Source organism: Paenibacillus alkalitolerans, assembly GCF_016482785.1.
GTDB classification, from domain to species: Bacteria; Bacillota; Bacilli; order Paenibacillales; family YIM-B00363; genus Paenibacillus_AE; species Paenibacillus_AE alkalitolerans.
The window spans coordinates 279,760-306,401 of record NZ_JAEMXM010000003.1 but is presented as its reverse complement, the minus strand read 5'-3'; the positions used below and the strand labels follow the sequence as shown (position 1 = coordinate 306,401).

Annotated in this window: 30 protein-coding genes and 3 pseudogenes; 12 read left to right on the top strand and 21 right to left on the bottom strand. The window is 49.3% G+C overall.

What is annotated here, in order from left to right:
- Together JET16_RS08175 and JET16_RS08170 are read right to left on the bottom strand one after the other, a co-directional pair.
- Nucleotides 1–447, bottom strand: a complete 447-nt coding sequence (locus JET16_RS08175) for a hypothetical protein (RefSeq protein ID WP_199615305.1) — start codon at nt 445–447, stop codon at nt 1–3.
- A gap of 210 nt (nt 448–657) precedes the next feature.
- Nucleotides 658–1,296, bottom strand: a complete 639-nt coding sequence (locus JET16_RS08170; RefSeq protein ID WP_199615304.1) for a YwmB family TATA-box binding protein — start codon at nt 1,294–1,296, stop codon at nt 658–660.
- A gap of 81 nt (nt 1,297–1,377) precedes the next feature.
- Between JET16_RS08170 and JET16_RS08165 the strand changes: the two genes are divergently transcribed.
- Both JET16_RS08165 and JET16_RS08160 read left to right on the top strand, forming a co-directional pair.
- Nucleotides 1,378–2,277 carry an AraC family transcriptional regulator gene (locus JET16_RS08165; protein ID WP_199615303.1) on the top strand — a complete coding sequence of 300 codons (900 nt, stop codon included), beginning with the start codon at nt 1,378–1,380 and terminating at the stop codon, nt 2,275–2,277.
- A 126-nt stretch (nt 2,278–2,403) separates the two neighbouring features.
- On the top strand, nt 2,404–3,393 hold the full coding sequence (locus JET16_RS08160) for a phytanoyl-CoA dioxygenase family protein (RefSeq protein WP_199615302.1): 990 nt from the start codon (nt 2,404–2,406) through the stop codon (nt 3,391–3,393).
- A 111-nt stretch (nt 3,394–3,504) separates the two neighbouring features.
- Here the strand turns inward: JET16_RS08160 and JET16_RS08155 are convergent, their stop codons facing one another.
- Nucleotides 3,505–4,551, bottom strand: a complete 1,047-nt coding sequence (locus JET16_RS08155) for a hypothetical protein (protein ID WP_199615301.1) — start codon at nt 4,549–4,551, stop codon at nt 3,505–3,507.
- On the opposite strand from JET16_RS08155, the gene JET16_RS08150 reads away from it, so the two are divergent.
- Nucleotides 4,517–4,960, top strand: coding sequence for a four-helix bundle copper-binding protein (locus JET16_RS08150; protein WP_233531231.1), 444 nt, complete (start codon nt 4,517–4,519; stop codon nt 4,958–4,960). The genes JET16_RS08155 and JET16_RS08150 overlap by 35 nt on opposite strands.
- Nucleotides 4,961–5,209: 249 nt before the next feature.
- Here JET16_RS08150 and JET16_RS08145 read toward each other — a convergent pair whose 3' ends face one another.
- A complete protein-coding gene (locus JET16_RS08145; protein ID WP_199615300.1) occupies nt 5,210–6,547 on the bottom strand; it encodes an aminotransferase-like domain-containing protein in 1,338 nt (445 codons plus the stop codon).
- Nucleotides 6,548–6,687: 140 nt separating this feature from the next.
- On the opposite strand from JET16_RS08145, the gene JET16_RS08140 reads away from it, so the two are divergent.
- Both JET16_RS08140 and JET16_RS08135 read left to right on the top strand, forming a co-directional pair.
- Nucleotides 6,688–7,644: a DMT family transporter gene (locus JET16_RS08140; protein WP_325176647.1), complete on the top strand. Its 957-nt coding sequence runs from the start codon at nt 6,688–6,690 to the stop codon at nt 7,642–7,644.
- 57 nt (nt 7,645–7,701) lie between these two features.
- Entirely contained in the window at nt 7,702–8,334 is a 633-nt protein-coding gene (locus JET16_RS08135) for a nitroreductase family protein (RefSeq protein ID WP_199615298.1), read from the top strand.
- 63 nt (nt 8,335–8,397) lie between these two features.
- Here the strand turns inward: JET16_RS08135 and JET16_RS08130 are convergent, their stop codons facing one another.
- The 9 genes and pseudogenes from JET16_RS08130 to JET16_RS08090 form a co-directional block, all read right to left on the bottom strand.
- A complete protein-coding gene (locus JET16_RS08130) occupies nt 8,398–9,042 on the bottom strand; it encodes a phosphatase PAP2 family protein (RefSeq protein WP_199615297.1) in 645 nt (214 codons plus the stop codon).
- Between the two features lie 176 nt (nt 9,043–9,218).
- A pseudogene (locus JET16_RS08125) lies at nt 9,219–9,637 on the bottom strand (GNAT family N-acetyltransferase).
- Between the two features lie 264 nt (nt 9,638–9,901).
- Complete coding sequence (locus JET16_RS08120) at nt 9,902–10,297, bottom strand: VOC family protein (protein WP_199615295.1); 396 nt, start codon at nt 10,295–10,297, stop codon at nt 9,902–9,904.
- Nucleotides 10,298–10,421: 124 nt separating this feature from the next.
- Nucleotides 10,422–11,018 (bottom strand): GNAT family N-acetyltransferase, encoded by a 597-nt coding sequence (locus JET16_RS08115; protein ID WP_325176639.1) that lies wholly within the window; start codon nt 11,016–11,018, stop codon nt 10,422–10,424.
- A 199-nt stretch (nt 11,019–11,217) separates the two neighbouring features.
- Nucleotides 11,218–11,382, bottom strand: coding sequence for a hypothetical protein (locus JET16_RS08110; RefSeq protein ID WP_199615294.1), 165 nt, complete (start codon nt 11,380–11,382; stop codon nt 11,218–11,220).
- Nucleotides 11,383–11,545: 163 nt separating this feature from the next.
- The gene (locus JET16_RS08105; protein ID WP_199615293.1) at nt 11,546–11,959 is read right to left on the bottom strand and encodes a hypothetical protein; all 414 of its coding nucleotides are present in this window, start codon (nt 11,957–11,959) and stop codon (nt 11,546–11,548) included.
- A gap of 213 nt (nt 11,960–12,172) precedes the next feature.
- A complete protein-coding gene (locus tag JET16_RS08100) occupies nt 12,173–12,685 on the bottom strand; it encodes a GrpB family protein (RefSeq protein ID WP_199615292.1) in 513 nt (170 codons plus the stop codon).
- 237 nt (nt 12,686–12,922) lie between these two features.
- Entirely contained in the window at nt 12,923–13,735 is an 813-nt protein-coding gene (locus JET16_RS08095) for a permease prefix domain 1-containing protein (RefSeq protein WP_199615291.1), read from the bottom strand.
- Complete coding sequence (locus tag JET16_RS08090; RefSeq protein WP_199615290.1) at nt 13,728–14,060, bottom strand: PadR family transcriptional regulator; 333 nt, start codon at nt 14,058–14,060, stop codon at nt 13,728–13,730. The genes JET16_RS08095 and JET16_RS08090 overlap by 8 nt, the downstream gene beginning before the upstream one ends.
- Nucleotides 14,061–14,201: 141 nt before the next feature.
- Here JET16_RS08090 and JET16_RS08085 point away from each other — a divergent pair, with 141 nt between their 5' ends.
- Complete coding sequence (locus JET16_RS08085; RefSeq protein ID WP_199615289.1) at nt 14,202–14,552, top strand: VOC family protein; 351 nt, start codon at nt 14,202–14,204, stop codon at nt 14,550–14,552.
- A gap of 412 nt (nt 14,553–14,964) precedes the next feature.
- Here the strand turns inward: JET16_RS08085 and JET16_RS30530 are convergent.
- Nucleotides 14,965–15,213 (bottom strand): annotated as a pseudogene (locus JET16_RS30530) (LysE family translocator); the annotation flags it as partial.
- Between the two features lie 219 nt (nt 15,214–15,432).
- Between JET16_RS30530 and JET16_RS08075 the strand changes: the two are divergent.
- The 3 genes from JET16_RS08075 (at nt 15,433) to JET16_RS08065 (ending at nt 17,531) form a co-directional block, all read left to right on the top strand.
- Entirely contained in the window at nt 15,433–15,591 is a 159-nt protein-coding gene (locus tag JET16_RS08075; RefSeq protein WP_407673109.1) for a thioredoxin domain-containing protein, read from the top strand.
- Nucleotides 15,592–15,618: 27 nt separating this feature from the next.
- Nucleotides 15,619–17,064, top strand: a complete 1,446-nt coding sequence (locus JET16_RS08070) for an MFS transporter (RefSeq protein ID WP_325176638.1) — start codon at nt 15,619–15,621, stop codon at nt 17,062–17,064.
- A gap of 77 nt (nt 17,065–17,141) precedes the next feature.
- On the top strand, nt 17,142–17,531 hold the full coding sequence (locus JET16_RS08065; protein WP_199615286.1) for an Rrf2 family transcriptional regulator: 390 nt from the start codon (nt 17,142–17,144) through the stop codon (nt 17,529–17,531).
- A 354-nt stretch (nt 17,532–17,885) separates the two neighbouring features.
- Here the strand turns inward: JET16_RS08065 and JET16_RS08060 are convergent.
- From JET16_RS08060 to JET16_RS08040, 5 genes and pseudogenes are all read right to left on the bottom strand, one after another.
- Nucleotides 17,886–18,008, bottom strand: a pseudogene (locus JET16_RS08060) (sigma factor); the annotation flags it as partial.
- A gap of 56 nt (nt 18,009–18,064) precedes the next feature.
- Nucleotides 18,065–19,261, bottom strand: a complete 1,197-nt coding sequence (locus tag JET16_RS08055) for an NAD(P)/FAD-dependent oxidoreductase (RefSeq protein WP_199615285.1) — start codon at nt 19,259–19,261, stop codon at nt 18,065–18,067.
- Nucleotides 19,262–19,727: 466 nt separating this feature from the next.
- Complete coding sequence (locus JET16_RS08050; protein ID WP_199615284.1) at nt 19,728–20,582, bottom strand: GNAT family N-acetyltransferase; 855 nt, start codon at nt 20,580–20,582, stop codon at nt 19,728–19,730.
- 194 nt (nt 20,583–20,776) lie between these two features.
- On the bottom strand, nt 20,777–21,175 hold the full coding sequence (locus JET16_RS08045) for a hypothetical protein (RefSeq protein WP_199615283.1): 399 nt from the start codon (nt 21,173–21,175) through the stop codon (nt 20,777–20,779).
- A 37-nt stretch (nt 21,176–21,212) separates the two neighbouring features.
- Complete coding sequence (locus JET16_RS08040) at nt 21,213–21,719, bottom strand: hypothetical protein (protein WP_199615282.1); 507 nt, start codon at nt 21,717–21,719, stop codon at nt 21,213–21,215.
- A 113-nt stretch (nt 21,720–21,832) separates the two neighbouring features.
- On the opposite strand from JET16_RS08040, the gene JET16_RS08035 reads away from it, so the two are divergent.
- A complete protein-coding gene (locus JET16_RS08035; protein WP_199615281.1) occupies nt 21,833–22,678 on the top strand; it encodes an alpha/beta hydrolase family protein in 846 nt (281 codons plus the stop codon).
- Nucleotides 22,679–22,877: 199 nt separating this feature from the next.
- On the opposite strand, the gene JET16_RS08030 is transcribed toward JET16_RS08035, so the two are convergent.
- Together JET16_RS08030 and pdxR are read right to left on the bottom strand one after the other, a co-directional pair.
- On the bottom strand, nt 22,878–23,705 hold the full coding sequence (locus JET16_RS08030; RefSeq protein ID WP_325176646.1) for a VanW family protein: 828 nt from the start codon (nt 23,703–23,705) through the stop codon (nt 22,878–22,880).
- On the bottom strand, nt 23,702–25,186 hold the full coding sequence (pdxR, locus tag JET16_RS08025; protein WP_199615280.1) for a MocR-like pyridoxine biosynthesis transcription factor PdxR: 1,485 nt from the start codon (nt 25,184–25,186) through the stop codon (nt 23,702–23,704). The genes JET16_RS08030 and pdxR overlap by 4 nt, the downstream gene beginning before the upstream one ends.
- Nucleotides 25,187–25,302: 116 nt before the next feature.
- Between pdxR and JET16_RS08020 the strand changes: the two genes are divergently transcribed.
- Entirely contained in the window at nt 25,303–25,932 is a 630-nt protein-coding gene (locus JET16_RS08020; RefSeq protein WP_199615279.1) for a pyridoxamine 5'-phosphate oxidase family protein, read from the top strand.
- Between the two features lie 5 nt (nt 25,933–25,937).
- Nucleotides 25,938–26,369, top strand: a complete 432-nt coding sequence (locus tag JET16_RS08015; protein ID WP_199615278.1) for a GNAT family N-acetyltransferase — start codon at nt 25,938–25,940, stop codon at nt 26,367–26,369.
- The last annotated feature ends 273 nt before the right edge of the window (nt 26,370–26,642 follow it).

The window sequence follows — 26,642 nt, the reverse complement described above, 5'->3', positions numbered from 1 at the left end:
TTAGACTCCTTTCCTGTAATGGTAAAGTTTCGTTATGGAGCCGGTCACATCGGAAATGAATCCTGAAGCGATCAGGATCACGAACATCACCTGTGACGGCTGATCGATGGCCAGCGAACCCATGGCAAGAAGAAAGCCGAGGATAAACACAAAAAATGAGTTTCGGAACGCTTTCAAGTCAATGAGTTTATCCAGTTCATCCGCAAATGTCGGTTCCTTTTCTCCGGTCGTTATCCTAAAGACAATGTTAAAAATAATACTGATAATGATATGCGCGACGATTGAAACCAAAGTCAAGATGAGAACGAAGGAACCCCAATAACGAAAGGTTTCCGTCGACTCCAGCCCCCCCTTGGGAAACTGCGGGTACATGTACGCACAATAAGATCCGAAAATGATTATTGCGCTGATCAACGATACGATGCTCTTCTTTTCTTGATAGGTCATCACTACACCAACTTTACATTTTTTTACTTAAGTTAAGTTTGATATACATAATGTAATTAATTGTATTCATTATGTCAAGTTTATTTTACAATAAAAAGCCCGGACACCTCCTAATAGGGAGTGTTCCGGCCAATCGAACAGCTGGAGAGATTCGGAATTCATTGTTGCAGTTTTATGTCATTGGACAACTCACCCTGCCCGCTTTTCTTCCTAGTACTCTATTAATATAGCAGGAGTCCCGAGTGTGACGCGCCAACGATCGCTGTCCGTCACCCGGTGCGCCGCAACCTGCAAGTTGATCTGTTCTTCTCCGCTTATAATCGAGGACTGGAAGAGCGGAGAAGAGTAACTCAAACTGCGCGTTGCCGCATCCTCATACGACTCCGTTTCCGCAGCTCTCGCTGCCGACTCGACAACCTCCCATACCGAATCAGCCAGTTTCCCGTCTTGCAGCCAGCCTTGCACATTTATATTCCAAGTTCCGCTCAGCATATACTCTTCCATAACGGATGCCGCGCGTCCCATCCAAGCTTCCGTCTCGGACAACGCGCCGGCACCGAACGACGAATGACGAAGGACAAATACGCATTTGCCGCCGATTTCGCCGCAAGATGCGCCGCCGTGTTCCGGATGCGCGCCGACAAGCCCGAGCACCGCTTTCCTCTCCCCTACTCCTCTAATAGTAACGACGAGCATCCGCTCTTCCGCAGAGATGAATTCATCCGCCAATGCGGATAGCTGCCGAAGATCGTTGACCGGAACCGATGACGACGGTTTGGCGAATGCCCACCCTGCGAACGCCGCAACCACTACGAATATTTGCAGAAGAAGGAAAAGAGAACGTTTCATGTCGAACAACCCTTTCTAGTAATCTATCAACAGGATTGCCAGTCTTAATAGCTTTTATACTTGAATGGAGGAGGCTTCCCGATGAGCGCTTGCTCATTCATACGGTTTCATCACGCGGGAGACATTACCGTGAAAGCCGGCCACAGGCTCGGTCCGCGAGTGATTGCCGATTTCGAGTTAGTCTATTTTCCGATCGGGAACGGGACGGTGTACGACATTGACGGTATGGAACATATGTTGAATGCGCCTTGCGCGCTGCTTACCCGCCCTGGGGAGCCTCACACATATGCGTTCGATCCAGCACTTCCGACAAGACACCTCTTTATTCATTTCGATGTAGGGAACGAGGCGCTGCACGAACGGTATCCGCTGTTGAGCCGCGGGACGCCCGCAATAGTGCAGCTGCACAATCAATCACTTGTGCCGCAGATGATGAAGCAGATGCTATATTATTTCCACACGCAACCCGGAAGATGGCGGTTTCTGTGCGAAATGCTGTTCTTGTCGGTTCTAGAGGAGCTGGAGAGCGAGGCCGAATCCGGGACGCTGAACACGGAAGAAACGGCGATGCCGCATCAAATTTATCATGCCATGAAATATATGGAAGACCATTTGGCCGAGAAAATGGAGATCGAGCGATTGGCGCGGCATGTCGGATGGTCGCACGAACATTTTACCCGCACCTTCCAGCAGCATGTCGGACACACTCCCAAAGCATGGATGACGAAGCGCAAAATCGAGCGGGCGGCTCAGCTGCTGCTGCAGCGGTCCGACAGTGTGAAAGAGATCGCGCGCGAGATCGGATTCGGGGACGAGTATTATTTCCACCGGTTGTTTCGGCGTTGGATGGGAATGACGGCAACTGAACACCGGCGAAAATATGGGGACCTCCGGTTCCGGGAGCTTGCCCCGCCGGACGATTGGGGGCGCTTCTATCCGCTCAATCACTTCTTTGCACTGGATGCGGATCGCGATCCCTAAATCGGGACCGGTCGTCGCTTTCTCTTTATATCAAATTTATCCATCTTTTTTCGGCATGTGTTCATTGTGAAAATGTCCCCGTTCACCGAGAATGGAGGTAGAAAATTTCAGGGGTGTGATGGCGAAATGGCGGCTTCCGCAGCGCAAAGAGAACGATACCCGGTGACGATTGACGAATATGCTTGTTACCGGAGAGACGGGTTTTTGGTTGTAAGGGGGCTTCTGTCTAAAGAGGACACCGAACGGATGCAGCAGTGGACGGACGATATTTTTCACGGACGGATCAATGACCTTGATCATCTGTCCCCGGTATTCGATTGGATGACGGACCGGCAGAAGATCGAACGGCTTGCTTCCGCGCGGCTGCACATGCCGCACCGGCAAAACGACATCGCGGAATGGGCACTGCTGCACCCGCGCGTACTTGACGTGCTGGAGTCGCTCATCGGTCCGGACATACTGGCGCTTCAATCGATGATGTTTTTCAATCCGCCGGGCAAAGGCGGACAAGGGTGGCATCAGGATGCATTCTATATTCAAACCCAGCCGAATACATTGATCGGCGCCTGGATGGCGCTCGATCGTGCCGACGAGGAGAACGGGTGTCTGTGGGTGGCGCCGGGTTCGCATAACGAGCCGGTCTACCCTCCGGTATCGCGCGGCGGATTCGTCCACGCGGACGAGCGGCATATTCAAGGATTGTTTAACGCGCAGCATGCAAGCAACATGGACGATTCAGTCAACAACCTGTCAGGTGTCGCCGCCAAATACGGTTTCGCGGTGCCCGTTGTGATGCAGCCGGGGGACGTGCTCTTCTTCCACTCGCATCTGCTGCATCGGTCGTACCGAAACGAATCCGTGGACCGGTTCCGCCGATCGTACGTATGCCATTATTGCAACGCCCGCTCATGGGTGCCGTGGAGCCACGGCGAGCCGTACGAGGGGCAGTCCGGGAATTCGCTGCATATCTTGGCGCGCGGTAGGACGCATCTTCCGTACGCCAAACCGAAATTCGGCACTGCGGTGGAGCTTGCCCCGGCTCCGGGCAACGGCGAAGACAACGGTTCGATGATCGTGGCGATGCCCGGAGGCGGCATGGGAAAGATGGAAGTGTAGATGTGATTTGAGCAAAATTGGGCGTTTATTATGTGGGCGGGACATTCGCCGTGGGCATATGATGCATAGAGTCATCGGAAGATGTAAATAAAAACCCATGGAAGGAAGATTTTAACGAATGTCTGACTTTAACGCGAACAACGACAAAACGGCCTCGGCCGATTCCTCCATTGAAGAGCGGAACGTGCCGTCCTCCGTTTCCCCACTTGGCGCACAGAACGTGACGCCGTCGGCTGTGTCGCCTTTCGGCGCTCCCAACGTACCTTCGGCGGTGTCGCCTTTCGGCGCTCCCAATGTTCCGTCGGCCGTATCGCCTTTCGGTGCGCCTAACTTGCCGTCGGCCGTGTCGCCTTTCGGTGCGCCTAACTTGCCGTCGGCCGTGTCGCCTTTCGGTGCGCCTAACTTGCCGTCGGCCGTATCGCCTTTCGGTGCGCCTAACTTGCCGTCGGCCGTATCGCCTTTCGGTGCGCCTAACTTGCCGTCGGCCGTGTCGCCTTTCGGTGCGCCTAACTTGCCGTCGGCCGTGTCGCCTTTCGGTGCGCCTAACTTGCCGTCGGCCGTGTCGCCTTTCGGTGCGCCTAACTTGCCGTCGGCCGTGTCGCCTTTCGGTGCGCCTAACTTGCCGTCGGCCGTGTCGCCTTTCGGTGCGCCTAACTTGCCGTCGGCCGTATCGCCTTTCGGTGCGCCTAACTTGCCGTCGGCCGTGTCGCCTTTCGGTGCGCCTAACTTGCCGTCGGCCGTGTCGCCTTTCGGTGCGCCTAACTTGCCGTCGGCCGTATCGCCTTTCGGTGCGCCTAACTTGCCGTCGGCCGTGTCGCCTTTCGGTGCGCCTAACTTGCCGTCGGCCGTGTCGCCTTTCGGTGCGCCTAACTTGCCGTCGGCCGTGTCGCCTTTCGGTGCGCCTAACTTGCCGTCGGCCGTATCGCCTTTCGGTGCGCCTAACTTGCCGTCGGCCGTGTCGCCTTTCGGTGCGCCTAACTTGCCGTCGGCCGTGTCGCCTTTCGGTGCGCCTAACTTGCCGTCGGCCGTATCGCCTTTCGGTGCGCCTAACTTGCCGTCGGCCGTGTCGCCTTTCGGCGCTCCCAACTTGCCGTCGGCGGTGTCGCCTTTCGGAGCTCCTAACTTGCCGTCGGCTGTGTCGCCTTTCGGCGCGCCCAACTTGCCGTCGGCCGTGTCGCCTTTTGCTGCGCCAAACCTGCCGCCATCGGCCGTGTCGCCTTTCGGCGCACCTGAAATGAAGAAAGATTTTGCTCCATTGCTTCAAACCGTTAACGATTGCACCGCCGTCTGCGAGCGCGCGATTACGCGGCTTCTTTCATCACACGATGTTCGCAACCGTGAATTGCAATTCCAATTGCTTAGAGATTGTGCGACAGTTTGCGATTTCACGGCTTGTTTCTTGGCCCGCGGCAGCGCGTTCTCCCGACAAGCGGCTGCTTTATGCGCAGTGATTTGCGAAGCGTGCGGCATGGAATGCTCCAGATTCCCGGACGCCGAATCGCAGCATTGTGCACGCATATGTCTGCACTGTGCGCGTGAATGCCGTGCGTTTACCGGAATGTATTGAGAATAGCTCAACCATAATTTGATTTTGCCTAATAGTTGCTCGTTTGCATCGTCTTCCTTGATATGAATATGCCAAATAGAAGGCTCAAGCTTATATAAGCGAGAGCCTTCTTTACTTAGCGGACACGAATCGCAGTGATTGCCGCGTAGTTTATTGCCGATATGCCGTATACTCTGTTCTTAATATGGACGTAACATTTACCGATTCATAAACATCGCCATTTTTAATGCAATTGCGATCGGGGGTTGATTACTCCCGCCTCAGCTCCTCAACGATCGCCTTTACCCCCTCCTCTATTTGCTCCGGCTGCGCCCGTGAAATGCTGATACGCAAAAACTTCTCCCGGTCGAGATAGTCCGTTAAGTAAAACCCTTTCCCGGACATAACAGTGACATGCCTCGCCGCAAGCCGCTTTACAAGACTTTCCAAGTTGGCGGTTTGCGGAAGCTTAAACTGCATGTAAATACCTGAGCCGATATCCGGTATTTGTATCAACCCCGCATCGTTATACCGCTGCACCGCCTCTTTCAAGGCGCGAATCCTCGCCGTGTATTGACTGCATATTTTCCGCTTGTGCCGCTCGAACATGCCGTTTTTGATATACACTTCAAGCGCCGCTTGTGACAATAGCGAGGTGTCGGCATATCTTTTGTATGACCGGAACGTTTCCAGTAAGCTTTCCGGCAGCACGGCGGCGCCCAACCGCAGCCCTGGGAAAATAATCTTCGAGAAGCTTTTCAAATAAACGACGTGCGAGGTACTGCTGTACGCGAATATGGGATCGAACCCCCTATCTTCGCCTAAGTCGGCCATGTAATCGTCCTCCACGATGTATACGTCGTATTTGGCGGCCAATCGGGCGATCGCTTTCCTCACATCCGCGCTATAAGAGGTCCCCAACGGATTATGATATCGCGGCATGGTGTAAAAAAATTTAATTCCGCCGGTTTTGAACTTCTCCTCCAGCTCCGACAAATCTATACCCGCCGCCGAACGGGCGATTCCGCATACCGGTATGTCCTCCGCCTCAAGAAATCGCAAAAAAATATGGTAACTCGGCTGTTCGACCAAGATGGCCCGCTTCCCGTTCGGAAACGGCATTTTCGCCAATATCTCCAACGCCTGCTGTATTCCCGATGTAATTACAATCCGTTCCGCTTTTGCAAACACTTGATCGCCGGCCAAATGGGAAGCGAGCGTGTGACGAAGACTGTCCAGCCCATTCGAATCGCCGTAGGTAAACAGTTGGTACTTGTAAGTATCAATCGCCTTATTCAAACAATGCTGGAAGTCCAAATACGGAAACACGTTGATATCCGGCGACGCCGGAGCGAAATCGATCAACTTGCTTTCCTTGCCTTCAGCCCCCGGACCGCCCGGTTTTTCGACTACGTAATATCCGCTTTGAGGAATCGAGTATATGGCATGGCGTTTCTCCAATTCCGCGTATACCCGTATGATCGTGCCGACCCCGCAACCGTAGCGCTTCGCGGCGTTTCGGACGGAAGGCAGCTTTTCTCCGAAGCCGTATTGTCCTTCATTGATTTTTTGTTCCATATCGGAAAGTATGGACAAGTATTTTTTCACGCTGCTTCCCCTCGCTCTTCTTTACTCATTATATAAAACCTGGCCAACTGTATCGATACAGTATCGATAAAATGCTATTGTACGCAACGGCATTTATCTTTACCATTCAGGTAACGGATACAAGAGAGGGGAAAACCGTCATACAACCAAAAACACTGAAATTTGCTTATTTATGTGCGGTGCTGAACGCGGCGATCATCGGATTTTCGTTTTTGTTTACAAAGCTGGCGCTTGAACACGCCCAACCCATCGATACGTTAATGTACCGTTTCGGCGCGGCGTTTGCGGTTATGTCGATTCCGGTTATGTTCGGCCGGGTTCGATTGAACTACAGCGGCAAACCGTTGTACAAAGCGCTTCTGTTGGCAACGATGTACCCGCTCGGATTTTTCACGCTTCAAACGTTCGGGTTGCAGCACGCAACATCTGCCGAAGGAGGCATCCTGTTCGCCTTCACACCGGTCTTGACGATGGTGCTGGCCTTTATATTTCTGAAGGAAGCGACAACCGTTCTGCAGAAGCTGTCAATATTTCTTTCAGTAAGCGGCGTTGTATTCATTTTTATTATGAAGGGAAGCGGCATCGATTTATCGAACATGAAGGGAATTTTCCTGTTGTTCTTGTCGTGTCTTGTTATCGCCGGTTACAGCGTGTTGGCCCGGTCACTATTGAGAACGTATACTCCCATGGAAATCACCTATTTGATGTTGGGAATCGCATTCGCCGCATTTCTTGCCGCTTCGCTCACCGCTCATGTGACTGCCGGAACGCTGGAGCGCCTTCTCACACCGATCGGCAGCGGCACCTTCATCGGATCGGTCCTCTACCTTGGGGTCATGTCCTCACTCGTCTCGGCGTTAACGGCAAATTACGCCTTGTCTAAAATCGAAGCTTCCAAAATGAGCGTGTTCGGCAATTTGTCTACAGTCGTATCCATCGCGGCCGGAGCGATGTTCCTCGGAGAAGAAATCATGCCGTACCATATCATCGGTTCGGTGCTGATTATTGCCGGGGTGACGGGAGCGAATCTCCTTTCGGGGAGAAAGAAAGCGGAGACGCGAATGTTCAATTCAGACCGCGCCGAGGCCGAGGCTTGATGAGTCGGATAAAAATTTAAGTTTTACGGATAATTATTCCAAGGAGCTGATTGCAAAATGCCACCTGTAACGCAAACCGATTTTTTCACTGTAGTCCGGGAACGTCATTCCGTCAAGCATTATGATGCAGCACACAAACTGAGCGAACAAGAGATCAAAGAGCTTCTGGAGATTGCGGCCGGCGCTCCGTCGTCCTGGAATCTTCAGCATTGGAAGTTTCTCGCCATCACCGACCAGGCGGCCAAAGAGAAGCTGCTGCCTATCGCATATGGTCAAAAGCAAGTCGTAGAAGCTTCGGTTGTCGTCGCCATATTGGGAGACCTTCAGGCTAATCTGAACGCCGAAGCCGTCTATGGAGCCGCCGTGCAAGCCGGGCTGATGCCGGAGAACGTCAAGTCCGCCCTCATCGGTCAAATTGAAAATGCATACGCCAACGTGCCTGCCGTGCCGAGAGATGAAGCGCTTCGCAACGCATCGCTGGCCGCAATGCAGCTCATGCTCGCGGCGAAGGCGAAAGGTCTCGATTCGTGTCCGATGGGCGGATACGACGCCGGTCAATTCGTCGAGGCGTTCAACGTCCCGCCGCGTTATGTTCCGGTCATGTTGGTCGCAATCGGCAAGGCTGCCGCGCCTGCACGTCCCACCTCCCGCTTCCCGGTGGAACAGACGATCGTCTGGAACGGATTTTGACGGAGGTTGTCACGCTTCGCGGCAATTTTACGCTCGGCTGACTGTAGACTCCGAGGCTCGACATTAGAGCAGACCGAATAACATGTACACAACGGCTGTTACACCGATGCCAAGCAAAGAACCTGCGCATATTTGCAGCGGGGTGTGGGCGTTTACCATCCAACGCGACCATCCCACGAGGACGATTAATGGAAATAGGAGAAGAAAATACGGATCAAATAATAGAGCTAGAGAAGTAACCGCTCCGGATATGCCAATGAGGTGCAAACTGATCTTCCAACGTGCAGCGTGCGTGATCACAAGAGCAAGAACACATGCGATGGTCATGGCCGCCATCGTTCCAATCAGCTCATTAGAAACCTTCAAGAGTACCGAAATCGCCAAAACGATGCCCATACATCCGACTGCAATCAAGAACGGAATCAATCGCTGCTCCCTCTTGCTCACATGGTGGTCCGAGTAATGACCGCGACGCACTCCCCGCCGGACGACCAAAAACGGAATTGCCGAGACCCCCGCACCTATGAGCGCCCACCACAATAATCCCAGGATAAAGTCCGGAGCAGTTGCGAGCGCAACGACCAAATAGAACGGAGGCGCGATATACAAAGGATTGGAAAATCGAGAAATACTCTGGGCCAGCCATAACCATTTCTCTTCTGATGGTAATGCGCCCGACATTTTTTCCCCGTCGTTAATGTCCCCCATTTCACTCGCGCCTCCCTCGGCCTAAAATTGTGTTTGATTTTACCGGAGGAGGTTTTACCCGTCAAATTTTACCTTCCGATTCTGTCATTCTGAACGCTAATCAATTTCATTTTTTAATCGTGGGCGTAACTGCACGCTGAACTATACTGCCGTTAGCTTATTTTCTCAACGAGGCTCTAAAGGTCCTTTTTCAGATAATAATGTGTATGCCCACCTGCATTTTGAATCGTTCCAAACACTTCAAAACCTTGTTTTTTGTAAAAATCTAATGCTTGAAAGCTCAAGGTATCTAATTTTATAAACTCGCATTTTTTTCCTTTTGCAATTTTTTCAGCTTCCAATAGAAGGTTTTTTCCATAGCCTAATTTTCTAAGGTCTTCGTCCACATAAATATATCGTACCTCCAACCAATTCCAGCATATTTCACCAATGAGTCCACCATAAGTTCGACCGTCAGCATCTTTTAAAAAAAGATTTATCACTTGATATCTGCCTTTCAGATCATTGGGAAAATGCATTAAATTAAATTCAATCATCTTGTTTATAACATAATCTTTGTCATACTCTTCGTTTCATTTGAAATATACAAATTCATACAATGCACTCCTTGCTCAGTCGTTGCATCAAATAGTAAGCTTAATGACTCCAGTCTACCACTTACTCCAGACAAGCAACGAGTAGAAAACACTTATAATTGAACTATGGTGCCTGTTAGCGGAGCGAGGCGACCTTTATCTTTGCTGCGGCCGCCTCGCTTCTGTTTTATTGAATTATCGTCTCTGTTAGGTGAATGGTCATGTGAAAATGACCTCATGTTATCATTTTGCCTTTTGATCGTTCTTACTTTAAGTCTCAAATGCTATTCGTTCGGCTGCCATACTTTGAGCTTGTTGCCATCCGGGTCATAGAAATCGAATTCTCTGAACCAGCTATGTATAATCATTTCTCCGATACGAATACCATTAGAGCGGGCATGCTCATAAAGTGCGTCAATATCGGAAGTTCGAAAGCATACTACCGGCATTTCATAGTTTTCGCCACTATCCAGCCATTGGTTGGTCCGAAAGGTTAAAACCTGCTCATCTAACCGCTCACGTAGGAAAACTTCTTGCCTACCCGCAAGTAAATAATCTCCCCCATTCTCCAACCCAAGATGCTCTATGTACCAATGCTCAGACTGTTTTCGATTGGAAACAGGGATGTAAACACCATCTATCCCGGTCAGTCCTGCTTTCTTTATTATTTGCTCCACCATCTATTCTCCTCTCAAACAAAGTAAGCTGATTCACTAATAACATTCTTGATAAATCTAAAAAAATCCTCCCTTGATTGAACTATAATAGACAATATCTAACAGTGTTTGTGACCCCTTCGTCTAGTCATTCTTTTCTCAAATAACCAAGCAATCTGGCTTTTACGCCTTCCCATTCTTTATCCAGAATGCTATATACATTTGAGTCCCGAATATGCCCATCTTCCATGATCAACTCTTGCCGCAAGGTTCCTTCGAACTGTGCTCCGATTCTTTGAATTGCGCGATTGGACCTTTCATTTCTTGTATCCGTACGGAATTGCACTCGAACGAGGTTCAATTCTTCAAAGCCATATTTCAATAATAGATACTTACACTCCGTATTAACCCTGGTTCTCCAAACCTTGGGGTCCAACCAAGTTCCACCTATTTCGAGTTTTCTGTTTTGCGGTGAGATATCAAAGTAACTGGTACTGCCAACAATCTCACTTGTACTTTTGTCAAAAATCACGAACGGATACCTTAATCCCTGCTCTTTTGACTTCATCCACTGATACATTGTCGTTACCAAATCTTCAGGCTTACTCATTGTTGACGGACTGTACTTCCATATTTCGCTGTGATTACTTGCCTTGAACAACCCATCCAAATGTTCATGTGACGCCGGTAATAACCTTACTCGTTTTCCTTCAAGTGTAATGTCGCCTTTTATCAACGCCACCACGCCCTTTCTTCCACAATAGTACACAACGCCAACTCTACCAGATTTTATCTAAAACTTACTATTCATTTTTTTCTTTCCGTTGCTCCAATAAAGCAAAAAGGGGCCACCTTCAAGCTGCTCCTAAACTATCGCCCCCGTTAGTTGAGCAAGCATCTGAAGTGGAGCCCCTCTTGTTCGGCGCTGCGCCAACTAAAATCGGTCAGTCCTGAAACTCTTCTATAGTTATTTTGCTGATCATGTTCACGGCATTTTCAGGGATATTACTTTTAGAGATTTCAATTAATTGGGTTGGATTAGTTTTTAACTTGCGATTACCGATATCCGTATCTTCTACATTATTTTTGTATTGAATGACTAATTCCATGCTGATTGTTCTCTGGTATAATGTTCATGGAACACTATACCACCATTTGTTACAGAGAAATGGGATTTATTGTGCAAATCTGCCCGATAGTTCAATAAAACGATGGAGCAGCTGCCGTGGCATGCTGCTCCACTAACGTTACCCATTACTTGAAGAGGTGAATTTAATATTTTACAAATGTTGTGACGCTTCGATTTGAAACCACTGTACGAGTTGCAAGCTCCTCCATCCAATTCCTTTTGTCAAATTGATATTCACCGAATTCATCCTTATATGTACGTTGTAAAAGGTTGATTGTCCTTGCTTCTTTAGGAACATTTATCGATTCTGGTAATGCTTGACCCTCCCAGTATTCATAAATCTCAACTACATCACCAAACTCCATAAATTCTTCTAAAAAAGATATAAGGGAGAGTTTTTCATATCCATAAATCTCATAAACATATGGCAATGTTAAGGGTAAATTACAACCAATACGGTAATCCTCACCTGAACCAATACCAAAATTGTATCTTTCAAATACATATTTTAAATCTTCAATCGGCTTCATTGTTGCAATAAATATATGGTTTGACATAAAACTCCCTCCTACACTTCACATATTAACCCACCAGCAAGGTTTCAATCCTTGTTTAACTATTCTCCCGTTTGTTAAACAATGCAGAAAAGCGATGGATTGGCTCCATCGCTGTGCTCTGTCGTTGTGCTCTTGTAATTCGATAGCGGAATGACATAATATATATTGCTGTTTATTCGCTGTTTCTTTAAGATCATCGCATTTCTTAACTATTCATTTCACATACCAGTTCAAGGCTTTTCGTTCAAGTTCTTTCACAAACGCATCCTTACCGTTATTATACGACACAATATCCTTAGGGAATTGTTTGGCGAGATTCTCCTTTAAATACGCATACAAGTTTGCTTCTTCAGCATGTGTTCGGAGGTAATCTCTTACAGCCAAATGCCGATTAATATCTTCCTTGTTATCTACCTGAAATACATGTACCTGATGTGTTCTATTATCTCCGCCTTTTCTAAAATATCTTCTTCCTTTTATCCCGAACTCCCCCATACATTCGTAACCAAGACCTGTCATTTGTTCGTTAAACAAATCAATTTTTTCGATATCTTTTACAACCGGCATGATATCAATGACAGGTTTAGCTTTTAATCCAGGAACAGATGTGCTGCCAATATGGTGGATTTCAATTAACTCATAGACAAAAACATTTTTAATTTTTTCAGCTTCCTCTCGGAACATGCGTTCCCATTTAACATTATAGTTCGTAACTACAACCTTCATTTGGTTTCACCTCCGTCTTTTATTAGACGATGCCAAGAAACAATACCATGCTTTCATAATTATCCCATTAATGCATAACATAGAATTTGTATAAAATTGCTTTTATCGATAATGAGGAAAATACATTGATACTGCAGTAATCTACCCGTTCGTATTCAATAAAACGATAGAGCAGCTGCCGTACGCACGCTGCTCCACTATCGTAATCCGTTAGCTAGGCCTTTGCGGATATTTCCTTCATCCTTGAACCAGCCAATGTTTCATTTTATTTTTTATCTTTACAACCATTTCTCTTTCGATCATTTGCTGGAAGAAAACATACAGCAAAAAGGTGTTAAGAAGTAATACTTTCCCTTCCCCCGAATTCGTTAAAAACTCGGCTCTTACCATATAGACTGCAATGATAAGCATTGCCCAATACTCATAGCTGGTACGTGCCGGGCCGCGCCATCCCTTATGCTGAAATCGTAAGAGAACGCCAACCCATAACAGATGGAAGATGGAGAGGGTAGCCAATCCTTCATTGCCTAATCGAACGGTTACGAGTTCTTCCATATAGAGATTGAACGAGTGGTCTTGAATCATATCCCACGTGAAAGTGCCATACAACAGAAGAAACATGGCGATCCATAAAATAGGGTGCCGTATTCTTTGGATAACCCCGTGGTACAACAAGGCGCAAATAATAAGAAACATTAAAGGGGCAACCACGAAAAGTGGTGTAAAATGGGCGTTAATGAGCAGGCTAGGGCCAACGGACGCTGCCACCGAACAAATAAGCCAAATCAGGATTTCTTTACTCATGTGTTGTTTCCAAGAAGGAATATGGCTTTTTTGAAATTCGGGCTGCAGCTCTTCAGGATCGCCGAATTGTCCCATTGCTCGTTTTACTGCTTCCTCTTTGGAATGGCCTTGCTCTATAAAATGGGCCATCAGTTCAACCAAATGCCGTTCCAATTCTTCCCGCAGTTCGTCTTTTTCATGTGAATTAATAGGCAATGACTGGGTAAAGGACCTTACGTAATCCGTAAATTCCGTTTCCTTAGCCATGGGACACACCTACGATCTTGTTCATCACCCGTTGGAACACATTCCATTCTTTTTTTAAATCGGATAATGCTTTTTTGCCCGTGTTGGTGATTTTATAATATTTACGGCGCGGACCTTCGCTGGAGTCCTGCCAATAGCTTTCCAACAATCCTTGGGTTTCTAATTTTTTTAACGCAGGGTACAACGTACCTTCCCGAAAACGGAGGAATCCTTCGGATTCGTTTTCAACCTTTTGAGCTAATTCGTACCCATACATAGCATGTTCGGATAATAGGGATAAGATAATGACTTCGGTACTGCCTTTGACCAGTTCCGTCTTACTCAATCGCTTCACCTCTATATCATGATCTTATGTAGTTTCTATATCGTAACCCAATATAGTGTGAAAGGTCAACTCTGGGAAGACCTTTAACAAGGGTTATTTGTAGTGATTGTAGAAATTAATAGCAACTGGGAGGTGGTAAGAATGAAGGTTAAACGAATTGTTGCCAATGTTGAAACACAGGATATTACCAAAGCAAGGTACTTCTACGAGGAAGTACTTGGACTTGATCAATTAATGAATCTGGAATTTATTTCAACCTACGGCTCGCATGAGAAAATGGACATTCAAATTAGTTTCCTTTCAGAAGGTGGCTCCGGGACACCGGTACCTGATTTGTCGATTGAAGTTGATGATCTTGATAATGCACTAGCTCGGATAAAAGAAGCAGGAATTCCAATTGAGTATGGACCAGCTAATGAACCATGGGGTGTGCGGCGTTTTTACGTTAGAGATCCGTTCGGGAAACTTGTCAATATTTTAATCCATCTATAAATGAATGCGTTGACAGCCGCATTTCAAGATCTTTCGCAAACGGGCGCAATTGAGAAGTATTAGAATGTATTCGATATTCCAGAAAAGGTGCTTTAATGGAATAAGCTCCACCACAAAATAGCAAATTATAATTAAAATCGGTGTACACCTAAATAAATAAGGGTACGCCCTTATTTTATAGTTGATAGCAACAATCTATTAGAAAACAGCCAAAATAAATGTTCTTCGTCACTTCTACATAAGGTTACTCGTTCACGAATCCTATCAGTCTAAGTCCCGTAGGAGGTCCATGCTGGCGCAGTCAGAAGCACGAGGAACACGGAGACCGCCGACATGAAATCGCACCAGATCATCGTCCGCTTCGGCTTCCTCCGGTCTGCGAAGGTCCCTCCGATAAACCAGCGCCAAGCCAGTTTATGAGATTAAAGATAATCGCTGATTTCATTAGAATAATAGAAAGACCTAAAGCCGCTCCTAAAGTATGCAATACCGCCCCAGATGCAATTCCCATTACCGACATAATCCCTGCTTTTTTACCTTGGGTTATTGTTCTACTTAAGATGTAAATAGTATCGTTCTGCTTTTTCGAAAACCATTTCTTACTATTCGGCAGTTCGTCGAGGTGCCCAGGAACGGCGGAGTGAATCCGGAGGGTCCACACATTGACAACTGTTCGGCTTGACGGATTGAAATTAAGTAGCTATTATGGATATACAATGTCTCTAATTAATGTTTCTCACTTAAATCAAAGACACTAAATATCTTTTATGTCCTTTTTAAAAAAAGTGTGGTGGTTGTGGCGGCGAATAATAGATTTAACATATCCATGAAGTATGCGATCATTGGATTTCAAAAACGGTGAAAAAGTACGGAAAGGAAGATGAACTCCATGATTTGTCATTCGACAGTCAGCTCATTCAACCACGATTTACGGAGCGAGGGGCTTACGCTGGTCAACTTCTGGGCATCTTGGTGCTTGCCATGCCGAATGTTCGCTTCCGTACTCGAAGATTACGACGTGACCGCAAGGGCTTCATGATTCAATGTCAGCCGGGGAAGGAACGTTATGTATTTTCCGCTTCGAGATGAGTTGGAGGGAATGAATATGAATGACGATATCAAGAGGCACTCGCCGCAACAAATTCGTTCTGCATTCACCATTTTGGCGTTCGTGCAGGCGACCCTGATTTTTACGATCGCTCTTATCATTGTGCCGTTACCCAAGATCGCCAGCGAGTTCTCGCTGAGCTCAGCGAACTTGCTGCTGGTGCAGGTCGCTTACGGATTGCCTTTCAGCGGCTTGTTGCTGTTCGGCGGGCGGCTAGCGGACCGCTTTCGCGGACGGCAGATGCTGGTAACGGGGCTGATCATTTTCGGAGCGGCTTCCGTCCTTGCAGCAATTGCCCCGAACTTCGAAATGCTGGTCAGCATGCGCTTCTCGCAAGGTGTTGGTGCGGCGCTCACGGCGCCTGCCCTCATGGCGGTTTTGCGAACGCTGTTTCCCAATCCGGCGGATTTCGGCAAGGCGATGGCAGTCTGGGGTGGGGTTCCATTTCTTGGGGCGATCATAGGATTCATTTTGCCGGGCATCCTTACAAACTGGATATCGTGGCGATGGATGTTCGTCGTTCCGGTTCTGGTCACGGCCGTTGCCATTGCGGTGGCACGCCCTTTGCTGCCGGCAGACGATAACAGGACTTCCGCCAACCGGCCGGGGCTCGATCCGCTTGGAGCGGTGCTCGTCACATTGGGTATCTCGTTGACCAGTTATGGTTTGATTGCGAGCGGCGACTATACATGGTCGTCCTCCACTGTATACGTACCGTTTATCGTCGGCATCGTGCTGTTGATCGTCTTCCTGATCGTGGAACGCAAGGTGCGCTACCCGTTGCTTCCGCCCGGGTTTATCACAGAACCTCGCCGGATCACCGGGCTTATAGGCATGTTCCTGGCCGCTGCGGGTTCCATGCTGATCGAATACGTTCTTACCCTCTACCTACAACAGATTCGGGGATGGTCGTCACTGGCAACGGCTGTTTCGTTTCTGCCTTTCGCCGTCACAATGATTGTGGCAAACCAAATTTCCGCCCCGTTAATCGCTCGGTTCGGCGTGGTACGCGTCTTATCCGCGGGAGGGCTCGTCACGGCTGTCGGGCTGGGGCTGCTTGCCTGGATCAGCCGCGATTCGGCTTATGCGGCCATCCTGTTACCTGGTCAGATTCTTCTCGCGGCGGGGATCTCGTTAGTCCTGTCCGGATCGGCGGTACAGTCGACGGCGAACGTTGAGCAGCATCAAGCCGGGCTAGCCGGCGGCGTTATGAACATGGCTATGGAGTTGGGACCGACGGTGGGGCTTACAGTGCTTATGGCAGTGGCGGCAACGCAACCCTATGCGGTGCAGGGCTATGCCTGGGCGTTCGGAGCTGCTGGTGTTCTATTCATATTGTTTGCGATCGTAGCAAGCATGCTGCCCCGCAAATCTGCCGGGCATGTTAGCCAACCTGGCCGTTAAGTTTGGACAACTTGACCGTGAACGGTTCACCTCTGTATCATGGATATATAGAGTCTATGATGGAGGTGAGAGAAGAAATGAAATTCTCAAAGGCCACCAACTACGCACTCCATACCATGCTCTTTTTGATTTCCGAAGCGCCGGACAAACCGGTAGGTGTCCAACATTTAGCGGAGAAGCAGGGGGTTTCCCCTGCTTATTTATCCAAAATATTAACCAAACTGGTGAAATCCGGATTGATCGATTCGGTATCCGGGGCTAACGGCGGGTATACGCTCGGAGCACAAAGAAAAGACGTATCGTTTCTGGATGTCATTCATGCGATTGAAGGGACCGCCTCTTTGTTCAACTGCTGCTTGAACGGAGAGAAGGAATGCCTGATTCAGAAAGTGATGGTTTCCGCCGAGAAGGCCATGGAAGAAAAGCTAAAGATGCAGAAGATTGTCGAACTTGATCTCGGACCCTAAAACGATTCAAAAAAGCAGACGGCAGTCATGGAGATGCATACTTCCTGACCGCCGTCTTATTATAACTATCAGTACCCATTAGAGTTCAATGATGTAATGTTCATCAAACTTAAAGGGGACTTGGAACGCTTTTATCTTAGTTTCCCGGTTCCTTATCATTATGAAAAATCTGCAGTCGACTACCTAAACCCAACCCGGTAAGCTTATTCGGGTTTCGTACGGCGTAGATTCTGGCAAGCTTTCCGCGGTGGAGTTGTATAAACATAGCGACCAGAGTTTCGTCTCCCGAACGAAATACTATACTTGTCTCACCGTTCAGAGGGGCAAACTCGAAGTAATAATTCCCCTGATAATAGGTACGTCGCACGCCTTAAAAAACACGTCCTGCACCGCATCTTCCGCGTCTGCCGCAGAGCCTGTCAACTGATAAGCCAGCGTGAACAGCAGCGCTCTATATTGATCGTACAGTCCCTCCATTCGCTGTCCCACCTTTTCCGGGCTGTTAGACATATTGCAATCTTGGTCTCTTGTTTCTATCGAAGCTTACTGCCTGCATCCCAAGCCAGATTCCTGAATTTCCACGCAGGCTTTCCCGTTACAATCATATTAAGTCCCCATTTGCGTCCCCACACCAATCCGCGATTTTCCCCCAGGCCGATGCAGAATAAATCCATAATCGAGCTGGGGGATTTGTGAACCGGCGCGGGGCGGCCCTCCAGATCGGCCAACACGATTTTCCCCAGTCGATCTGCCTGTAGCCCACCTTCTGCGCACCTCATCAGATCTGCCTTGCCGTTTCTCGGATCGACGATTCTGGCACAGTCGCCAATGCTGTATACGCCCGGTGCCCCTTGGACGCGATAAGATTCATCCACCAGCACTTGGCCATCAGGAGAAAGTGGCAAGCCCATAGTGCGAAGGGCCGGATTCGGAATCAGACCAATCGTCCATATACATAGACCAACCGGCAGACGATCGCCATTGCTGAACATCACCACTCCTGCTTCCTCCCGCATCACCTTACGGTTGTAAAGTACTGTCACTCCACATTCGCTGAGTATCTGATCCAATTTTCGTCCAACTTTCTCGGGTCCTTCCAGGAACAATCGTTCCTGTCCACTCAGCAAATAGACAGAGATATCGGGCGGGTTCAGTCCTAGTGACGATACTTCCTTCTGCATCTCAAGTGCCAGCTCAGCGGATGTCTCAACGCCGCTGATGCCCGCTCCCGCAACCGCTATCGTCATCAGTCGCTTTCGTTCCACAGGGTTCGTCTCGCCGACAGCTTTCCGCAGGTTGGCGCGCCAGCGCTTCCGTATGTCCGCCGCGGTTTGCAGGTCGGTCAAGGCGACGCCGCCCTGATCGGGATCCGGTCGCCGAACGATGCTGCCGACCGCCACGACCAAAAGGTCATAATGCATGCGGGCATCATTTCCTTGCGCATCCTCATATCGAATCTGTTTTCCCCTACTATCCACGGACATAACCGTACCTTGCACGAATTCGACTCCTTCTGAAAACGAATAATGCGTCCAGGGAATCATAATCTCTTCCTGGCCCACGGCCGGCCGGAACAACAGCATTTTGCGCACATGACCGGGCTGCTTGTCGATCAGAACAAACCGAATCCGCCGTCCGTTCGCCATGCCCCGGTTCTCTTCCTTTATTGCTTTGAGCGCCCCAAGCCCTACATGGCCGCCTCCGATGATTATACATGTCAAGTCGTTCATCTTTCCTCAGCTCCTTTACGTTTTGCACATATAACAATGTAAGGCTCTGATTTGTGACATCGGAAACGAACGAAAAAATTACATGAGCCCGTTTAATCAGCCGTTCTTTCGTGCCCATTCCATTTTAATTGAACAAACCATCTTCTTTTTGTTTTTCAATAAATTCATCTTTAGTTAGCCCAAATAAAATAAAATCTAAATATTGTCCGTTAATAATACGACCTGGCGACGAACACCTTCTTGAACGTACCCGAGTTTCTTCATCATCTTCGCAGAAGCTTCATTTCCTTCAAGAATATTGAGAGTCCGTGATTGCGTTATTCTGCCCGTTTAGCAGAGTGAGGCGGCCGGATCGTGGCGACCGGCCGCCTCAAAGATGTTTATTCCGCACTCGTTACCCGTTAGCGGATAACGGCTGCCAAATGGCAAACGCATAGTCCACTTCTTTACACATTAGTTCTCTTTGCTAAACATCCAATGCCATAAGTTCCAATCTTACAGGGAAGCTATACCCCATTGACTCTAACAACATCATAGCTTCCTTATCCTGTTCATTAACCAGCGTCTCAACATTTGTTCGACCGTGCTTTAAGTGATATTCAAAACCCTTAGTAATGAGATACTCAGCCAGTGCTTTATTACGCCAACGAGGAATTACGAAAAGCCTTTCCACGGCTCCAGTTTGCCAACACATAACGCTGCCAATAAGTTCATCGCCTTCAAATGCAGAAATGGTATGTAGCTCTGGACCACCCATCATCCATTCCAACATATTGACACTTCTATATACAACACCTTGAAAAAATTGATTTTCTATTTCGGTATATTTAATTCTTTCCTCTTTGGTTTTCATAGGGTGGTAATTGATATTAACACCAACAGGCATTCTGACTTCAGGTATGAGTTTTTCAAGTGAACGTTGTGCTTTATAATAAGTTTGATAAGGGATAAAGCCCTTCTCCTCGCAAAACTCCCTGTCACCATAAAAATCCTGCCACGCAACCAACCTTGTTTTCTTGTTTGGATTACGCATCGTTTGACAGATATCTATGAATGTAGGGTAAAGAGCCATTCTCACTTCATTCATACGGTTTGAAGCAAATTCATTAGTGTCCATAACGATTTCGAATACATCGTGATCATCAGCTATTCCATGTCGTAAGTATCCCACACAAATTAATTTACCGTCTTCATCAAATACACAACTCATTCTTTGATGATCGAAATCTTTATTGTGCTTAAAAAGTATCCAAGCTTTGTGACTTAAATCTTTAACTGTTTCCTCTAATTCAGTGCTATATGAATGAACTTGTAATGACATCTCCAATGCCTCCCCTGTTTTTTTCAATCATAGCAGAGGGAACAGCTAGAAATATACAAAAGATAATTCAATTCATTTATTACTCTAAAAATCACATCAGATTTTCACCCAAGTATTCCTCACGACGCTTCAATGGATAGGAAGCCTTTAGTCATTGCACTTGCTACCGTATAATTACTACGCTATCGTATCCGTCAATGCCAAATGATTTCTGCCGTGTTAGGCAATTTTTCAGCTAAAATAAGACTCTTCCCATCGCCAATCTCTTCTATAATTAATGTAAATGGAAGAAGTAGCTCCCTCCAGTCAGTTTCTGATGTCATGGAAATTGAGCTTTTTAGATACGATTCGACGATCTGTTTAAGTTCCTCATTGGAAATTTTGTCTCGATCAATTTCAATTCCAATTTTTAGCTGTTTTTGCGACTGGTCACTTGAAAAACCACTCATTATGATACCTTGTTCCGAATTCAACTGTTCCAAATTATTCGCAAGACCATCACGAACTTCTGAAAACAATTTGCTTGTGTCATTCCCGTCTTTACATCCCACAATTAATATGACCAAGCATAGGACTACGAGATGGATTTTCATTATTCACCTCGTTTGCACAGAGTTTTTAAACCGCCAATTATTGGCGGTTAGGCACAAAGGGTCTCAATATGATCTTCAATACGGTTTTTAGGAGCAAATGAATCGCACCAAAAAGGATGAATCCCGCAGCACAAGCCAATAGAAAACCGAGTCTCCGCTCTGGGATACCCATTATAAACGTAAGGGGATAGCCGACAACAATGCCCGCAACCGCATAAAAAATGGCTTTCATCCCCTGTTGGAAGAGAAAAGAACGATTTCTGAATTTCACATATACCACATGGTCTACACACACCGACACGGGAACACAAACCATTAGGAAAAAGAACAACAATTGGGGCAGGTTCCACAGGAATACCATCCCGAAGTCGTAGTATTCGGTATCGGATCTTCTTTCATCCACGGGCACATACATCTTATAAGCGGCATTTAAAGCCAATCCCCCAGCAATCAGCAACGCAGTGAATACTCTTAATATCAACACAAACACCTCGCATCCATCGTAGATCGAAGGTAAAAATAATGCAATGGTGAAGTAAGCCAACGGCATCATTCCGCAATCGAGGTTAGTTTAGCGTCCCATTATGTTAAAATCAACGCACAGGCCAAGGCTGAGTCGTGGCTTCGCGTACTATTCTACAAACGGAGCGGATTCCCATGATCCTCCATGTCACCTACTTGTCCGACGGTTATAAGGTAAAAGGATATCTCGGTGTGCCGCCGCAGGCGACCCGTTGGACTGCGGCATCGCTGCAGGCCAACATCGAAGCTCACTGCGGCGCGGCGCCGCTGCCCGTAACGGTCGTTGCCGAAAGCGTGCGTCAGAACGTGAAGAGCGATGCGCCGCGGCGATTGCCTGCGTTGATTTACTGCCGGGGTGGCATCGGAAATGTCGGCAAAGTGCGGACGCATTGGATCGAGTCATTCGCGAGCCGTGGCTTCGTCGTCTTCGCTCCTTCCTATCGAGGCAACGAAGGTGGCGAAGGACGGGACGAGTTCGGGGGCGACGATCGCGAGGATGTCACCGCTGCGTTCCGGCTGCTGCGGGCGCTGCCGTTCGTCGATTCTCGCCGCGTATCGGTCATGGGCTTCTCTCGCGGGGCCATCAACGCAGCGCTTACCGCTGCGGAGACGAGCGTTGTGAACCGGCTCATTCTATGGGGCGGCGTGGCGGATCTCGCCCGCACCTACGAGGAGCGGGTCGACCTGCGCCGATTGCTCAAGCGCATTATCGGAGGCTCCCCGGCCAAGCGACCGGAAGCGTATCAGGCCCGCTCCCCTCTATGGCTTGCTGACCGGCTCAGCTGTCCCGTGCTGATCGTCCACGGCACTAAAGACGTCCAAGTCAACGTCGGCCATGGCTTGAGCATGTACCGGCGCTTGCAGGACCTGGGTGTACCGACAGATCTCCATCTGTACGAGGGTTACGGACATCATCTGCCGTATCTCGTTCATGAAGCCGCTATCGACCGCATGTACGACTGGATCGATGGGCGGCCGTAGCCGAACACGCCGGAAGATCAGGAAGTTTTACATGGTCTGCTAGCATTTTCTAACCGGCTAAAAATGGCATAAGTGACTTTTTCATTCTATTAGACCCTCCCAGTGAATTGTCGCAACTTGTCGTCGCTTCTTCATTATAAAATCGCTCCCGAAACCACTCCGGCAGGTCAACATTCTCACTTTAGAGGGATAAAATCGTCTAATTTCGGGATTCGCCTGCAGCGGGCTCAGTCAACAGCGGCGAATACATCATGAGCGCGTGATTTTCCGTCACGTACTCGTCGCGGAGCCATTCGCCAGCCGCATTGTACACATGGCGGCAAATCCGGTTATGGCGCGTATATCCTCCCCACGGCTCTTGGCTCATGCGGTGGTCTGCTTCGAACACTTGATACGTTTCAATCTGCGGCATGTCCGATCTCCATTCCCCCTCGAGATATTCGTCCGTTACCCGCACAAGCAATTGATATGTCCGGTCGGTGTCATTGCGAATTTGCAAATCTAAATAATTATAAGAGCACGTTGCCCCGCTTCCGAAAGGCTGCGTCCGGTCCGCATCCGGAAATACGTCATAGCTGTGCCGGTGGCGCTCGGTTACCGTAAGCGGAGTATGCAGCGTCATCCAATATATCAAGTTGGACATTTGGCACAATCCCCCGCCGACGCCCGGCTTGAAACTTCCGTAAAACAAGACCATACCTTCCTTGTAACCTTTCCTTTTGGTCGGTTTGCCGATATTTTGCCAATACGAGAACGTCTCGCCCGGTCGAAGGAGCAATCCGTTCAACGGCCCGGCCGCGATCCGCAAGTTCTGCACTTTGTTATGCTGCAGCCACATGTCGACGTCTTTGAGACGCCGGTAAAGCGGCGTGCGGTGCGCAAACGCCTGATACTTGAGCGATTGGCCATCCTTAAATCGCGTATACCGGATCCCGCCAATCAACCATGCCGCATAACGCTTTAACGTGAAGTATTGTTTGCCGAGCGTCAACCGGATGGCGGATCGTTTGATCGGTTCTCTTGTTATATCCCCGCTCCTTCTTCTTGAATAATCCGGATTCCCCTCCGCATCTGTTCCTCGGTTAACCCGGAGAACCCAAAGCAAGCGGCGCTCACCGTCCGCCCGTCTCTCTCGTAAGAAACGTCCGTCCATGTGACTCCCCTTGATCCGCACCTGCGCATCAGCTCCGCGTACTCGCTGTGCGACTTTCGCCACGTGCAGTATACGTGAAGTCCCGCATCCTGCGGGTGAACGTCGAACGAATCCGCCAGGAGTTCCCGGAACAGCCGGTTAACCACTCCGTATTTGCCGCTGTACACCCGCTTCATCTTCCGCAAGTGGCGCTCGTAATACCCGCCGGACATGAATGCGGCCAACGCCCTCTGCTCAGTCGCCCCGGAAGGGTGCGGTTCATACAGTTGCTTTAACGCAGCGAATACATCAAGCAGCGAATCCGGCAGCACGACGTAGCCGAGGCGAAGTCCCGCATACATCGTCCGCGAAAATGTCCCCACAAACGCCACCCTCCCCTCTCTATCAAGCGACTTTAGCGGTTCGACGGGACGCCCGCCGTGGCGAAACTCGCTGTCGTAATCGTCTTCGACGATGACGGCTTCGCGCTCGGACGCCCAGCGAAGCAGCTGCTGGCGGCGCTCAAGCGGGAGCACTGCGCCGGTAGGGAATTGGCGGTTCGGCGTAACGACGAGCACGCGCGCATCCCAAGGCGACGGCACGATGCCTTGGGAATCCACCGGGACCCGTACCGGAACTCCGCCCGCCGCTTCGACGGCGCGGGACGTTCCGGCGTAGCCCGGGTGCTCTATGACGACCGGTTCCCCGGGGTCGACGAGCAATTGCACGAGCAGCGCCAGCGCCTGCATCGAGCCGTTCACGACGACGATGTGGCCCGCCGTCGTCGCGATGCCGCGCGTGCGCCCGAGGTGGCGCGCGATCGCTTCGCGCAAGGGCAAGTACCCTTGCGCGTTGAAGGCGTCGCCGTGCTCGGCGGCGCCGGTCGTCCGGGCCGCGGCGTACATGGCCCGGTTCCACTCCGCCGCGGGGAACGCGGCGCGGTCGATGTCGGCGGTGGAGAAGTGAACCGCCTCCCCCGGCGGCAGGCCTACGCGCTGCCCGAGGCGCTCAATCCGCCGGCCCCACGCGGACAACGGCACGGCGGCTTGCCGCGCCGGCGGCTGCCGGTCTTGCAACCCGTCGCCGCTAACGCCGGCGATGCCGCCCATGCCCCCGCTGCCGCCGCCATGAAAAGCGACGAACGTGCCGCTCCCCACCCCTCTCGCGACGTATCCTTCCTCGGCGAGCATGTCATACGCGAGGTTGACCGTTCCGCGCGACAACCCGTACGCATCCGCAAGCGACCGGCTGGACGGCAGGCGCTCGCCCTCCGAAAGCGCGCCTTCCACTATCGATTCCCGCAGCGCGTGGTATAACGCCAAATATTTTTGCCTGTAAACGGACGAATAGGTATTGTAACAAGTTTGAATATCCATGTGAAAAGCAACTCCGCCGAATTGGTATATAAAAACTACTCTAAATTGGCACTTTTTTATTGTCAATGAAAATTTTACAATCAATGTCAAACATCGCGGCGAAAGGGATGACTTACATGCGCAGAAACGAATTTTCCGTGGAAGACGCTCAAGAGATCGAACAATTTTTGCACGAAATGACTTTCGGATTTCTGGGAACGAACGGCGCGGATGGCTATCCGCACATCACACCGATTAACTTCGTGTACGTGAATGGCAGCTTCTATATGCACGGCAGCAAGCTCGGACAGAAGATGTCGGACGTGCGCGCCAACCCGTCCGTCACTTTTACCGTGGCGAAGGAGTACGCTCTCATCCCGTCCTACTGGACGGATCCGGTGATGGCCTGTCCCGCGACGGCGTTTTTCAAATCCGTCATAGCATACGGTGAAGCGGTCATTGTGGAGGATCTCGAAGAAAAGGCGGACGCGCTTACGGCGTTCATGGAGAAGCTCCAGCCCGAGGGCGGATACGATCCTATCCGGACCGACAACCCGAAGTACCGCTCTGCCATAGCCGGTGTCGCCGTCATCAAGATCAACGTGAAAGAGATGACGGCCAAATTCAAGTTCGGTCAACATATGCCCGAATCGAGAGCGAACAAAGTGATGGACGGTTTGGGCGAACGAGGCGAAGGGTTTGATGAAGAAACGATAGAGCTGATGAAAAGGTTCTGCCCGCACCATAGAGCGGCGGAAGAAGGGTGATGGAAATGGCGGAAATAAAATTCATGGCAACCGATTCGGATATTATGGAGACTTTTGCGGTAATGAAACAATTGCGGCCGCATTTAAGCGCCGATGAATATGCGGCTCAAATCAAACGCATGCAAGATCTTTATGGTTATAAACTGCTCGCCGTTGTTGAAAATAATCGTGTAAAATCGGTTGCCGGTTACAGACTTTCGGAATCGTTGGCGTGGGGCAAATACTTGTACGTCGACGATTTGATAACGGACGAGAACAGCCGCGCAAACGGGTATGCGGCACTCTTGTTAGATTGGCTGGAAGCCGAAGCGGAAAAGTGCGGCTTCGACCAATTTCATCTGGATTCCGGCGTCCATCGGCATGACGCCCACAGATTTTATCTGAAGAGAAAAATGAAGATTTCAAGCCACCATTTTCAGAGAACATTGAAACCTTAACGTCCTTTTCAAATACTCATACTCACGACGCAAAGCTTGAGGAACGATTACGCTGATTTGCCGTACGTACACTATCCCCTAGGTTCAGATGCTTTGATCCTCCGTTTTGACGCTCTCCCCGACTTCACGTTTCGTTTCCTCCTCTTACGGAAACTCCCCCCGTTGCTGCCTCGTACCATTGCCATTTTCTTAACCAAAGGGATAGTGCGCGCAAGGAGTTCACAACAAAGATCATAGCCAATCCCAAACAAGTTCGAATCCGATGTCATGGCG

Bases quoted from the DNA above. Each gene is read 5' to 3' on its own strand.
- JET16_RS08065 (WP_199615286.1), top strand. From the start codon at position 17,142: ATGAAATTCTCAAAGGCCACCAACTACGCACTCCATACCATGCTCTTT.
- JET16_RS08050 (WP_199615284.1), bottom strand. From the start codon at position 20,582: ATGTCATTACAAGTTCATTCATATAGCACTGAATTAGAGGAAACAGTT.
- JET16_RS08070 (WP_325176638.1), top strand. From the start codon at position 15,619: ATGTATTTTCCGCTTCGAGATGAGTTGGAGGGAATGAATATGAATGAC.
- JET16_RS08175 (WP_199615305.1), bottom strand. From the start codon at position 447: ATGACCTATCAAGAAAAGAAGAGCATCGTATCGTTGATCAGCGCAATA.
- pdxR (WP_199615280.1), bottom strand. From the start codon at position 25,186: ATGGATATTCAAACTTGTTACAATACCTATTCGTCCGTTTACAGGCAA.
- JET16_RS08100 (WP_199615292.1), bottom strand. From the start codon at position 12,685: ATGAAGGTTGTAGTTACGAACTATAATGTTAAATGGGAACGCATGTTC.
- JET16_RS08095 (WP_199615291.1), bottom strand. From the start codon at position 13,735: ATGGCTAAGGAAACGGAATTTACGGATTACGTAAGGTCCTTTACCCAG.
- JET16_RS08160 (WP_199615302.1), top strand. From the start codon at position 2,404: ATGGCGGCTTCCGCAGCGCAAAGAGAACGATACCCGGTGACGATTGAC.
- JET16_RS08135 (WP_199615298.1), top strand. From the start codon at position 7,702: ATGCCACCTGTAACGCAAACCGATTTTTTCACTGTAGTCCGGGAACGT.
- JET16_RS08085 (WP_199615289.1), top strand. From the start codon at position 14,202: ATGAAGGTTAAACGAATTGTTGCCAATGTTGAAACACAGGATATTACC.
- JET16_RS08105 (WP_199615293.1), bottom strand. From the start codon at position 11,959: ATGTCAAACCATATATTTATTGCAACAATGAAGCCGATTGAAGATTTA.
- JET16_RS08035 (WP_199615281.1), top strand. From the start codon at position 21,833: ATGATCCTCCATGTCACCTACTTGTCCGACGGTTATAAGGTAAAAGGA.
- JET16_RS08120 (WP_199615295.1), bottom strand. From the start codon at position 10,297: ATGGTGGAGCAAATAATAAAGAAAGCAGGACTGACCGGGATAGATGGT.
- JET16_RS08170 (WP_199615304.1), bottom strand. From the start codon at position 1,296: ATGAAACGTTCTCTTTTCCTTCTTCTGCAAATATTCGTAGTGGTTGCG.
- JET16_RS08130 (WP_199615297.1), bottom strand. From the start codon at position 9,042: ATGGGGGACATTAACGACGGGGAAAAAATGTCGGGCGCATTACCATCA.
- JET16_RS08075 (WP_407673109.1), top strand. From the start codon at position 15,433: ATGAACTCCATGATTTGTCATTCGACAGTCAGCTCATTCAACCACGAT.
- JET16_RS08020 (WP_199615279.1), top strand. From the start codon at position 25,303: ATGCGCAGAAACGAATTTTCCGTGGAAGACGCTCAAGAGATCGAACAA.
- JET16_RS08110 (WP_199615294.1), bottom strand. From the start codon at position 11,382: ATGGAATTAGTCATTCAATACAAAAATAATGTAGAAGATACGGATATC.
- JET16_RS08045 (WP_199615283.1), bottom strand. From the start codon at position 21,175: ATGAAAATCCATCTCGTAGTCCTATGCTTGGTCATATTAATTGTGGGA.
- JET16_RS08055 (WP_199615285.1), bottom strand. From the start codon at position 19,261: ATGAACGACTTGACATGTATAATCATCGGAGGCGGCCATGTAGGGCTT.
- JET16_RS08165 (WP_199615303.1), top strand. From the start codon at position 1,378: ATGAGCGCTTGCTCATTCATACGGTTTCATCACGCGGGAGACATTACC.
- JET16_RS08015 (WP_199615278.1), top strand. From the start codon at position 25,938: ATGGCGGAAATAAAATTCATGGCAACCGATTCGGATATTATGGAGACT.